This window comes from Pseudoalteromonas sp. Scap06, from assembly GCF_013394165.1.
Lineage (GTDB): Bacteria > Pseudomonadota > Gammaproteobacteria > Enterobacterales > Alteromonadaceae > Pseudoalteromonas.
Genome location: NZ_CP041331.1, coordinates 461,554 through 472,848 on the forward strand (window position 1 = coordinate 461,554; position 11,295 = coordinate 472,848).

Here is an 11,295-nt window from a genome sequence, read left to right on the forward strand (position 1 = left end):
TTTTATAAAGGACTTCGTTTTTTCTATTTTGTAATTCAAGTTGTAATTTTTTGGTAGCTGCACCGTTTTACACATCTGCGATATAAGACATACCTTTAGACTCATACTACAAACCGATTACTTTATCCAAATAAGTGGGCATCATAGCTATGCGTACATCCTTCAAAAACTCAGTCTATTGATGAATGAAAATCAAACAATTCATGTAACACTAATTTAAATGGGTTATATTCTTAGTACCGGCAGTTATAAGATATTCTTTAATTAAAGAAAATTTTCCTTGCCATGATGTTAGTGAATATGTTTTTATAAATGGGAAATTATTAAACAAACAGCAGCTAAGCGTTAACATAGTAACGAATAGCTAAACAGGATATAAAATGCTTAATTCACTGACAGTTGTACATCACCACCATCATTCATCGGAATAACCTGTCAGGTCTTTCGCTGAGAGGTTGTTCCTAAAAGGAAACCTCTGGCGAATCAACATACCAAGATTCATTTTCGCCCTGAGGTTTCCCTCGGGGTTTTTAGTTTTTAAATTAAAGGAAAATGAGTAATGAATAATAGTAATCGTCTTCGTATCGCCATCCAAAAAGGTGGCCGCCTATCTAAAGATTGTCAAGATCTACTTAAACAACTGGGTGTAAAACTCAATCTTCGTGAGCAGCGCCTAATAGCACACTCAACCAACATGCCTATCGACGTTTTGCGTGTGCGCGATGACGATATTCCAGGCTTAGTTATGGATGGTGTATGTGATTTAGGTATTGTTGGCGAAAACGTATTAGTTGAAGTACAAGCAGAAAGAGAACGCCAAGGTGTACCGAGTGAAGTAACAAAGCTTGCTAAACTTGACTTTGGTTACTGTCGTTTAGCACTTGCATGGCCACAAGAACTTGGTAAGCAAGACAAGAGCTGGTTTGAAGGCAAACGCATAGCAACCACTTACCCAGAAATTTTAAGTCAATACCTAAAACGCGAAGGCATCAACGCCAGCACAGTAATGTTAACCGGTTCAGTGGAAGTAGCACCACGAGCAGGACTTGCCGATGCGATTTGTGATTTAGTCTCTACTGGCGCAACGCTTGAAGCAAATGGCTTAATGCAGGGTGATACAATTTTAGAGTCAAATGCTTGTTTAATCCAAAACACTCAACTACAAGATCCTGAAAAATTAGCGCTCATCAATAAACTAATGCCGCGTTTACGTGGTGTAAAGCAAGCTAAAGAAAGCAAATACATTATGTTACACGCACCAAAAGACAAGCTTGATGAAATTTGTGAGATTTTACCTGGCGCTGGCCAACCTACATTATTGGCTCTTGCGGGTAATAATGAATATGTTGCCCTTCACATGGTGAGCAGTGAAACCCTATTTTGGGAAACCATGGAACAACTTAAGGCCCTTGGTGCCAATTCTATTTTAGTTATGCCAATTGAAAAAATGATGGAGTAACAACAATGCTTCGTTGGAATGAGGAATCATCACAAGTTCAAGCAGCGGCGCTTATGCGCCCTGCTGTATCAGCAAGTGTAAAAGTAGAAAGCATTTGCCAGACTATTTTGGCAAAAGTTAATGCGCAAGGCGATGCCGCTCTACTTGCATTAGCAAAAGAGTTCGATAATAGAGCCAAGCCGCGTTTACGTGTACCACTTGATGAAATTAATGCCGCTGAGAAAATGCTAAGCCCAGAGCTTAAATATGCAATTGATACCGCTTATGCCAATGTGAAATGTTTTCATCAAGCGCAACTGCCAAAAGATATTAAGTTATCGACTCAACCCGGTGTTGACTGTGAACTAAAATATCAAGCCATCGAAGCAGTCGGTATTTATGTACCTGGCGGAAGTGCCCCTCTTCCGTCATCGGTTATTATGCAAGGTGTATTGGCGCAGTTAAGCGGTGCAAAAACCGTGGTATTAGCCACCCCAGTACAAGGTGATAAAGCAATTAACCCGGCTATTTTATATGCCGCTAAATTATGTGGTATCACTACAATTATTGAAAGCGGCGGTGCAGGCGCGATTGCTGCTATGGCCTATGGCACAGAGTCTGTTCCTAAAGTAAATAAAATTTTTGGTCCAGGTAACAGCTTTGTCACTATGGCAAAACAGTTAGTCGCACAAACGATTCCAGGTATGGCGATTGATATGCCAGCAGGGCCATCAGAAGTGTTAGTGATTGCAGATGAACGTGCAAACCCAGAGTTTATTGCTGCAGACTTACTCTCTCAAGCAGAACACGGGGCTGACTCACAAGTTATTTTATTATGTAACAGTGAAACCATTATTGAACAAACGCAAGATGCACTCACACGTCAACTTGCCAACTTAAGCCGAAAAAACACTGCCGAACAGGCATTGGCTAATTCGTCACTTATTCTAGTTGATTCAGTAGCTCAAGCGTTTGACGTATCAGCGCAATATGGGCCAGAGCACTTAATATTACAACTTGCAGATGCCACTCCTTATTTAGATAAAGTAAAGAATGCAGGCTCTGTATTTGTTGGCGATTACACCCCTGAGTCAGCGGGCGATTATGCCTCAGGCACTAATCACGTGTTACCCACTTATGGTTACAGTGCAACTTATTCTAGCTTGAATTTACTTGATTTTTTCCGTACTTACACAGTACAGACTATCAGTAAACGTGGCTTAACTGAGCTTTCAAAAGCTATTTTACCCTTAGCAGATGCAGAAGGCCTAGATGCCCACGCTAATGCGGTTTCAATTCGTTTAGAGGCAATAAAAAATGAGCAATGATAGCGGCTTATTACCTGATAATATTGCAGCGCTTGCTGCGTATAGCTCAGCTAAAAGTGAAAAGTTAACCGGTACAACGTGGCTCAATGCGAATGAAAGCCCGTATGCTAAAAACCTTGAAATAACAATTGAAGACTTGAATCGTTACCCCGATCCTCAGCCTCAATTGGTCATTGACCGCTACGCTGCCTATGCTGAGCTTGAAAACGAAAATGTATTAATGACTCGCGGCGCAGATGAAGGCATTGAATTATTAGTACGTACCTACTGTGAACCGTCAAAAGACAGTATTGCACTATTTTTACCAACATATGGTATGTACAAAGTAACGGCCGATACACACAACGTCGCAATCAATGGCCTAACACAAGCGCTTTTATTAAATGGCAGCGTGGATGAAATAGTTGCCGCTGTGGGTAGCTCAAAACTAGTGTTTATTTGTAATCCAAATAATCCAACTGGAAGCTTAACGCCGCTAGATAAAGTAAAAGCCATTGCCACTGCGCTTGCAGGTAAAGCATTAGTGATTGTTGATGAAGCCTACATAGAGTTTTGTCCAGAGCAAAGTGCAACACAACTTATAAACGAGTTTAGTAACATTGTTGTGCTTCGTACACTCTCAAAAGCATTCGCACTCGCGGGTTTAAGAACAGGGTTTACTCTCGCTCAGGCCAGTGTATTAGCGCCTATTCGTAAAGTCATTGCACCGTATCCGGTATCGGGTGTGGTGGCCAGTATTGCAGCACAAGCCATTGCCCCTGATGCCATTACCTCAATGCGTCGCCAAGTAACGATTTTAAATAGCTTAAAGTTAAAGCTTATTGACTGGTTAAACGCCTCCCCTGCAGTATTAAAAATACTCACTGGTGAAGGCAACTTCGTTACTTTAAAGTTAGCTAACAAGGATTACTTTAAACAAGCGCTTAAACAAGGCTTAGTAATGCGCGCCTTCACCTTATTTAATGAAGATGATTGGCTACGTATTTCAATTGGTAATGAGCAAGAATTAGAACAAGTAAAAATTTGGTTAGATGGCCTGCAATTGCCACAAACCGCAGCACAACAGGAAGTATCATGAGTAACCCCTATTTATTTATAGACCGCGATGGCACTATTATTGAAGAGCCAATCACCGATAAACAAGTCGACAGCCTTGAAAAACTAGCGTTTTTACCAGGTGTCATTCCTGCCTTATTGCAACTGCAAGCAGCAGGCTATCGCTTAGTGATGGTATCGAATCAAGATGGCTTGGGCACAGACAGCTTTCCAACTGCCGATTTCGATATTGCTCAAGACAAAATGATGGACATACTGCATAGCCAAGGCATTAGCTTTGAGTCAGTATTAATTTGCCCACATTTTGATGAACAAAACTGTGATTGCCGTAAACCTAAAACGGGTTTATTAACTGAACTTATGCGCTCAGGCAAAGTTGATTTAGCACGTTCATATGTAATTGGCGATCGCCAAACCGATATTGGCCTTGCGCAAAACTTATGTTGTGAAGGCATTTTGTACGATGGCAGCTGGCCTGCCATTGTTACCAAGCTAACCACAGCCAACCGCGAAGGCCGTGTTACGCGTAACACCAAAGAAACGCAAATTGATGTAGCGGTTAACCTTGATCAAACGAAAAATGGCAGCATAGACACTGGCCTTGGCTTTTTTGATCACATGCTGGATCAAATTCGCACGCACGCCAACATTGGTTTAAACATTAAAGCCGAAGGCGATTTACACATAGACGAGCACCACCTTGTTGAAGACATTGGTATTGCTTTAGGTGTTGCCCTTAAACAAGCGCTTGGCACTAAATCGCAAATAGCGCGCTATGGTTTTGCACTGCCAATGGATGAATGTAAAGCAGAGGCACAAATTGATTTATCGGGTCGCGCTTCATTTGTATTAAACGCTAACTTTAGCCGTGAAAAAGCCGGTGATTTAGACGTACAAATGGTTGAGCACTTTTTTAAAAGCTTAAGCGATAATGCCGCTATTAGCCTTATTTTATCGGTGAGTGACGGTAACTGTCATCACCAAGTAGAAGGCTTATTTAAAGCGTTTTCACGTGCTCTTCGTATGGCAGTAGCACAAGACACCAGCCAACAAACAGCCAGCTCTAAGGGATGTTTATGATTGCCATAATTAATACCGGGTGTGCCAATATAAATTCAGTGCGTTTTGCCTTTGAACGCTTAGGGCAAACGCCAACGGTAATTACCACACCAGAGCAGTTAAAAGGCTTTGAACGTGCAATATTACCCGGTGTTGGCCATGCATCAGTTGCTATGAAGCGTTTGGTTGATAATGGTTGGCAGCAAGCAATTAACGAATATCAGCGCCCGCTAATGGGAATTTGTTTAGGTATGCAGTTACTGTGCGAAAGCACCGAAGAAGGTAATGTGCAGTGCTTAGGTAAAATACCAGGGCAAGTAAAAGCCCTTGATGTTGGCAGTTTAACGTCGCCGCATATGGGTTGGAATAACTTAAGCATTAATAAAGAGCATGCACTTACTAAAGGGTTAACACAAGACGAGCAAGTGTACTTTGTTCATAGCTTTGCGCACACCGTAAACGACGCAACACTTGTAAGCGGCGAATACGGCCAAACCTTTTCGGCCATAGTTGCTAAAGACAACTACGCTGGCATGCAATTTCACCCTGAGCGCAGTGCAAAAGTAGGCACCCGTTTATTACAAAATTTTGTTGATTGGCAGTTATAAACAGCCCATTAACCAACAATAAAGAGATTATTTGTGATTATTCCAGCATTAGACGTATTACAAAATCAAATTGTTCGTTTATACCAAGGTAAATACGACACCGCCCAGTTTTATCCTTTCGAGCTTGGCGCACGGTTAAAAGAATACGCCGACAGCGGCGCAGGTAAATTACACCTTGTAGATTTAGAAGGCGCACGCGATCCAAGTAAAAAACAGTGGCAACATATTCAAGCTGCAACTAAAGCGCTTAATGTACCGTACCAAGTGGGCGGCGGTATTCGCTCAGAGCAAGACGTGAGCGATTGGCTAAAAGCCGGTGCTAACCAAGTGGTTATTGGCTCAATGGCGGTAGAAAAACGCGAGCAAGTAAAAGCCTGGATTGAACAATTTGGCGCCGAGCACTTTGTAATTGCCCTTGATGTAAATAAAACAGCCACAGGATGGGCACCTGCTACTCACGGTTGGCTAAGTGAATCTGAGTTTGGTTTACTTGAGCTTGTTGATTTTTACGTTGCTCTGGATGTTATTGACTTTTTATGCACGGACATTAGCAAAGATGGCACCATGTCAGGCCCTTCTTTTGCGCTTTATGAAGATTTAATTAATCATAATGCAAATATTAAAGTGCAAGCCTCAGGTGGGGTAAGCTCGTTAGATGATATTAAAAAGCTCAATGAACTTGGTGTGGGTGGCGTAATTTTAGGTAAGTCACTACTTGATGGCGCATTTAGTGTTGAGGAGGCGTTAGCATGTTATCAAAACGCATAATCCCCTGTTTAGATGTAAAAGATGGCCAAGTAGTAAAAGGCGTTAAATTTAAAAGCCATGAAATAGTGGGAGATATTTTAACAATGGCAAAAGCATACAGCGATGCTGGTGCCGATGAACTGGTTTTTTACGAAATCAGCGCAAGTGTTGAAAAACGCCTACTTGATGTTAACTGGGTTGAAAACATTGCCCGCCACATTGATATTCCATTTTGTGTGGCTGGCGGTATTAAATCGGTAGCCGATGCAGCACGGGTTTTAGAGCGTGGTGCCGATAAAATAAGTATCAACAGCCCTGCTATTGCACGCCCTGAACTCATAAAAGAGCTACACGATGAATTTGGTAAGCAATGTGTTGTTGTAGGTATTGACAGTTTTTACGATGAAGTAACCGGCGAATACTTAGTGTATCAATTAACCGGCGATCCTAATGCGTCAAGCCGCACCCGTTACAAAACCGAGGAATGGGTTAAACGCGTACAAGACTTAGGTGCAGGCGAAATCGTTTTAAATTGTATGAACCAAGATGGTGTTCGCAACGGTTACGACAACGAGCAACTCAGCAAAATACGCCAGCTGTGTGATATTCCTTTAATCGCCTCAGGCGGTGCAGGCAGCATGCAAGATTTTGTTGATGTATTTAAACAAAGCGAAGTCGATGGCGCATTGGCAGCAAGCGTTTTTCACAAAAACGTGATAAACATCGGTGAACTAAAACAATTTTTAATCGATAACCAAGTGGCAGCAAGACTATGCAAGTAACCTTAGAAAACCAAACTCAAGTTGATTTCGCTAAAAGCGAGATGATCCCTGCCATTGTTCAAGATGCCCGCTCTGGCGTAATTTTAATGCAAGGCTTTATGAACAGCGAAGCGCTTAAAGTAACACTTGAAAGTAATAAAGTGACTTTTTATTCGCGCTCTAAATCGCGTTTATGGACCAAAGGCGAATCATCAGAAAACTTTTTAAACGTGGTATCGGTTCATACCGATTGTGACTACGACTCAATTTTAGTAATGGCTAACCCAGAGGGCCCAACGTGCCACTTAGGCACACAAAGCTGCTTTGGCGATGATGCTAAACCAAGCTTAAGCTTTTTAGCACAATTAGAAGATGTCATTGTTGAGCGTAAAAATGATGATCCAGCTAAAAGCTACACTGCGTCACTGTTCGCAGAAGACTTAAGCCGTAGCTGTCAAAAAGTAGGCGAAGAAGGTGTAGAAGTGGCGCTTGCAGCAATGAAACACGACAACAATGAACTTACCAACGAATCGGCCGATTTGTTGTATCACCTCGTTGTACTACTACAACGCCAAGGGTTAGAACTCACTGATGTAGTTGCTTGCCTACAAGGTCGTCATAAGTAAATACAACGATTACTGTGTGCGCCATTATGTGGCGCACATCGTTATAAAAAGCCATAATTTTTCTTTTTAATTCAGCCTCTCAATAGCATTTATTCTCTCCCTTAGGTATCCTTTAACTAGGGTCTGCTGACCTTTGCGGATTAATATTTATTCAAACTAGGGGCGGTTTAATCCCGGCGCGAGGTTTGCAACCTAGTGGGCTCGATAACTGCTCCTGCGTTATTCTACTGGCTTACATCCATGTAAGAATAAGTAAAAACCGAGCAAAGCTTCCGCGTCCTGCTCACGCCCCTTACCTACATCCATGTAGGCAACAAAGAGTAAATAGCCTCTAGGCAGAACCCTTCGGGCAGCGCCTGTTTGGCATTGATGCTGCGTTATCGCCTATTTATGTGGAATATTCACACTACTTAGGCTCTTCCTTGCCTAAATACCAAACAAACTGCTGCAAATTTAATCTCAAAAGGTCAACAGCCCCTAATTAACTTTGACTAAATTATTTATGCTTACCCGGTAACATAGAACCCAATACGCCATCTTGCTTTATGAAACCATGATAAAGTGCAGCGCTTACATGCATAAAAATAAACAGTAAAAATGCATAAGCAATTAAGCCATGTGCTTCACGAAAAAATGCATAGGTCTCAATATTTTTACTAACTAAATTAGGCAAAGTAAATATACCAAAAAAGCTCACAGAACGTTCGTCAGCACTTTGCATTAACCAGCCTGAAATTGGCATTAAAATCATAGACGCATATAAGCCCACTTGGGTTAAATGTGCCGCTAAAGCTTGTGCTTTAGGCACACTTTGGGGTAACGCAGGGCTTTTATACAGTACTTTATTAATTAATCTTATTGCAACTAGTATCAGTGCTAACACACCAAACGATTTATGTAGTTGTATAGCTTCTACTTGCCATACGGCTAAGCTTTGTACCATCGATAAACCAAGAAATAACATAGAAAGTATAATTAATGCCATTGCCCAGTGAATAAGCATACTCGACGCTGAGTATTTAGTAATAGTGTTCATTGACTCGTTCCTGTGATTAATTATTTAAAAGTACTTCTTTAGCACGACGACGAAATGACTCTGCATACGCAGCGCCACGGGCACGTAAAATAGGATCGGCACTTGGCTCAATACCTGTTGGTAATACCAGCGGATCAAAGTTCATGTTTTCACATACCCCACCCTCTTGTGCTTGCAAGCGTGATATTACTAACGTACCGGCGTTAATGGTTTTGCGCGATTGTGGCCATAAAACAGTTGGGTTGTTTTCATCATCTTCTTCGGTTGCAAAACTAAACAGCATATCGAACTTAACCGAAGACTGAGCTACTTGGTCTTTAAGTTGTAGCTGCAACGCATCTGGTGAATTATTATTAAGTGGTTGGATGTTTTCATCACTTAATTGTGGTTTAGCAATCCAGCGTACGGCATGCTTTTCATCATTTTCATCCATCAAATAAAACGCATTGATACTGTGGTATTGCTCAGTGGCAAAGCTACTGGTTGGCGTGTAGCTTGCTTTCCAGTTATTAAAAGCAGCACTTTCAGGGTGTGCTGCAAAAAACGCTTTAATTTTTTCTGGGCTGCGCTTTTTAGTCACCGGATCGGGTGAAAGTGCTTGTAGTTGTTTAAAAAACGCTTCTGGCGTAGCTACCGCCATAACCGGAGGCGTATTCATTGCCACCCGCCATTCTTGGTTATCATCAGTAGTTATAGAAAACGCTAAACTACGCACAGGAGCTTTTAAATCAGGTGCAGTTGGATTATTACCCGCAATAGAAAAGCGACCTACAAAAGGAGTGGCCCCTAAATCAAATACCTTCGCTTGCGAATACTTAGCAAGCTCACCCGTTGACTCAAAAGAGCCTGCTAAACAAATACCTTTTGCGTGTGCTCGGCGAAATCCCTTATGGGTTTTATCACCTTGCTGTAAATTAACAAAACGCTGTGCAGTCACTGCGTCACGATTAAATGCGCCAGTAAAATACAAAATAGTCAGGGAAAATAAGCTAATAATTGCTATTAAGATGATTTTTTTACTCATGGTAGGATTTGACCTCGTATGATTATTTTTTGATGACTATGTTGGAATTTTTCACAGTTAAAATTACCCGCGAAAATAATGGCTAACCATTGCTGAGTGATGCTTTGAGTTGAAGTGTTTTTATCAAGCAATACCTACATCACTCTTACAAGACCGCTCCTAAGCAATTAATATTTCAATTTAATTTGTAAAAAGTATAGTTTGTGGTTTTAATACTATATACCTAATATTTTAGGCGTCTGCTTTTAAAATGCTGATTGTTAATTATACTTAGCCCAACATAAAGCAAGTATTAAGTTGCACTTTTGGTGCTTTCTACAAAATCATACAAATTAAAACAAAACGGTACAGCAATAATAAACTATTGAAATTAGAATGTTATTTATTACCTACTACCTTACTGCTTCTTTTAAAGTAGTTATAGTTTAATAACACACATTTCAGGTAAATTCGAAAATAAACGCAATTGGCTATTTTATAATTTTTACTGATTAAAAAATGCCAAAAATTAACAACGCACTTTTTATTTAAGGTAAGCCATATGATCAAAACACGTTGTTTTACTCAATTTAATTTAATTAGTATTACGTTTCTACTTTTATTAGCCGGTTGCTCAGAAAGTGATGTCAGCACACAAAAACAAAACGAACCGCGTGCGGTTAAACTAATAACCATAGGTGATGTTTCGCAATCAAAAACGCTCACCTACCCCGCCACTGTCGACACTATAAATAGCTCAAAGCTTGCTTTTCAGGTTAGCGGAAAGTTAGAAGCGCTTAACGTTATTGCTGCACAAAACGTAAACAAAGGCGATGTAATTGCTGTATTAGAACAACGAAACTTTATTAATGAGGTCAAGTCGAGCAAAATTCAGTTTGAAACAGCCGATAATGATTACCAACGTGGTTTGAAGCTCGTTAAAGATGGGGTTATTTCACAACGTGATATAGAGCAACTAAAATCTAAAAAAGAAGTAGCCGAATCGCAATATGACTCAGCGCAAAAAGCATTATCTGACAGTAAAATTATAGCGCCTTACGATGCTATTGTTGCAGAAGTACCGGTAAAGCAGCTTGAAAACATAAGTGCTGGGCAACACGTTGTTACTTTATTTGGTAAAGGTGAAATGGAAGCGGTGGTAAATATTCCCGCGTCTATTGTGGCCACAGTAGATTCTAAGCAGAACAATGTAGCCTCAGTAATTTTACAAGATGTATCAACTGCTCCCATTCCTGCAACATTTAGACGAGCCAATTTAGAAGCCGACTCAGCGAGCCAAACCTATGAAGTACGATTTGCCTTTGCTGTACCAAATAACCTTAATATATTGCCTGGCATGAATGCCAGTCTAAAAATCACCCGTGAAAGCAGCTCAAATACAACTCGCTTACTAGTGCCAACCTTTGCTATTTTTGAACAAAACGGAGAACACTTTGTTTGGACGGTTGACGCTAAAACAATGCAAGCTTCTAAAGCTCCCGTTAAAATTGAAAATGGCATTGGCGAGCAACTCATTGTCACTGACGGTTTAAAAGCCGGGGATGTAATTATTGGTGCAGGTGCAAACTATGTGACTGAGGGTATGAAAGTACGTCCTTGGACTAAAGCATAG

General features: G+C 40.9%; 11 protein-coding genes. 9 read left to right on the forward strand and 2 right to left on the reverse strand.

The window, feature by feature from the left end; genetic code table 11:
* The first annotated feature begins 559 nt into the window (after window positions 1–559).
* Genes hisG through hisIE form a run of 8 tightly spaced genes read left to right on the forward strand, consistent with a single transcriptional unit; the run spans window position 560 to window position 7,623 of the window.
* Window positions 560–1,459 (forward strand): ATP phosphoribosyltransferase, encoded by a 900-nt coding sequence (gene hisG, locus FLM47_RS17505; protein ID WP_178957129.1) that lies wholly within the window; start codon window positions 560–562, stop codon window positions 1,457–1,459.
* Window positions 1,460–1,464: 5 nt separating this feature from the next.
* A complete protein-coding gene (hisD, locus tag FLM47_RS17510) occupies window positions 1,465–2,766 on the forward strand; it encodes a histidinol dehydrogenase (RefSeq protein ID WP_178957130.1) in 1,302 nt (433 codons plus the stop codon).
* Window positions 2,756–3,844: a histidinol-phosphate transaminase gene (hisC, locus tag FLM47_RS17515; RefSeq protein WP_178957131.1), complete on the forward strand. Its 1,089-nt coding sequence runs from the start codon at window positions 2,756–2,758 to the stop codon at window positions 3,842–3,844. The genes hisD and hisC overlap by 11 nt, the downstream gene beginning before the upstream one ends.
* Entirely contained in the window at window positions 3,841–4,902 is a 1,062-nt protein-coding gene (hisB, locus tag FLM47_RS17520) for a bifunctional histidinol-phosphatase/imidazoleglycerol-phosphate dehydratase HisB (protein WP_178957132.1), read from the forward strand. Before hisC ends, hisB begins: the two co-directional genes overlap by 4 nt.
* Complete coding sequence (gene hisH, locus FLM47_RS17525; protein WP_075170186.1) at window positions 4,899–5,489, forward strand: imidazole glycerol phosphate synthase subunit HisH; 591 nt, start codon at window positions 4,899–4,901, stop codon at window positions 5,487–5,489. The genes hisB and hisH overlap by 4 nt, the downstream gene beginning before the upstream one ends.
* Before the next feature lie 33 nt (window positions 5,490–5,522).
* On the forward strand, window positions 5,523–6,257 hold the full coding sequence (locus FLM47_RS17530; protein ID WP_178957133.1) for a 1-(5-phosphoribosyl)-5-[(5-phosphoribosylamino)methylideneamino] imidazole-4-carboxamide isomerase: 735 nt from the start codon (window positions 5,523–5,525) through the stop codon (window positions 6,255–6,257).
* A complete protein-coding gene (hisF, locus tag FLM47_RS17535) occupies window positions 6,239–7,018 on the forward strand; it encodes an imidazole glycerol phosphate synthase subunit HisF (protein ID WP_178957134.1) in 780 nt (259 codons plus the stop codon). The genes FLM47_RS17530 and hisF overlap by 19 nt, the downstream gene beginning before the upstream one ends.
* Window positions 7,009–7,623 (forward strand): bifunctional phosphoribosyl-AMP cyclohydrolase/phosphoribosyl-ATP diphosphatase HisIE, encoded by a 615-nt coding sequence (hisIE, locus tag FLM47_RS17540; protein WP_178957135.1) that lies wholly within the window; start codon window positions 7,009–7,011, stop codon window positions 7,621–7,623. The genes hisF and hisIE overlap by 10 nt, the downstream gene beginning before the upstream one ends.
* Window positions 7,624–8,119: 496 nt before the next feature.
* Here hisIE and FLM47_RS17545 read toward each other — a convergent pair whose 3' ends face one another.
* Both FLM47_RS17545 and FLM47_RS17550 read right to left on the reverse strand, forming a co-directional pair.
* Window positions 8,120–8,659 (reverse strand): cytochrome b, encoded by a 540-nt coding sequence (locus FLM47_RS17545; protein ID WP_178957136.1) that lies wholly within the window; start codon window positions 8,657–8,659, stop codon window positions 8,120–8,122.
* A gap of 16 nt (window positions 8,660–8,675) precedes the next feature.
* Window positions 8,676–9,683 carry a catalase family peroxidase gene (locus tag FLM47_RS17550; RefSeq protein WP_178957137.1) on the reverse strand — a complete coding sequence of 336 codons (1,008 nt, stop codon included), beginning with the start codon at window positions 9,681–9,683 and terminating at the stop codon, window positions 8,676–8,678.
* Between the two features lie 541 nt (window positions 9,684–10,224).
* Here FLM47_RS17550 and FLM47_RS17555 point away from each other — a divergent pair.
* Complete coding sequence (locus FLM47_RS17555; RefSeq protein WP_178957138.1) at window positions 10,225–11,295, forward strand: efflux RND transporter periplasmic adaptor subunit; 1,071 nt, start codon at window positions 10,225–10,227, stop codon at window positions 11,293–11,295.

Bases quoted from the DNA above. Each gene is read 5' to 3' on its own strand.
- FLM47_RS17550 (WP_178957137.1), bottom strand. From the start codon at position 9,683: ATGAGTAAAAAAATCATCTTAATAGCAATTATTAGCTTATTTTCCCTG.
- hisD (WP_178957130.1), top strand. From the start codon at position 1,465: ATGCTTCGTTGGAATGAGGAATCATCACAAGTTCAAGCAGCGGCGCTT.
- hisF (WP_178957134.1), top strand. From the start codon at position 6,239: ATGTTATCAAAACGCATAATCCCCTGTTTAGATGTAAAAGATGGCCAA.
- hisIE (WP_178957135.1), top strand. From the start codon at position 7,009: ATGCAAGTAACCTTAGAAAACCAAACTCAAGTTGATTTCGCTAAAAGC.
- hisB (WP_178957132.1), top strand. From the start codon at position 3,841: ATGAGTAACCCCTATTTATTTATAGACCGCGATGGCACTATTATTGAA.
- FLM47_RS17555 (WP_178957138.1), top strand. From the start codon at position 10,225: ATGATCAAAACACGTTGTTTTACTCAATTTAATTTAATTAGTATTACG.
- FLM47_RS17545 (WP_178957136.1), bottom strand. From the start codon at position 8,659: ATGAACACTATTACTAAATACTCAGCGTCGAGTATGCTTATTCACTGG.
- hisH (WP_075170186.1), top strand. From the start codon at position 4,899: ATGATTGCCATAATTAATACCGGGTGTGCCAATATAAATTCAGTGCGT.
- hisG (WP_178957129.1), top strand. From the start codon at position 560: ATGAATAATAGTAATCGTCTTCGTATCGCCATCCAAAAAGGTGGCCGC.
- hisC (WP_178957131.1), top strand. From the start codon at position 2,756: ATGAGCAATGATAGCGGCTTATTACCTGATAATATTGCAGCGCTTGCT.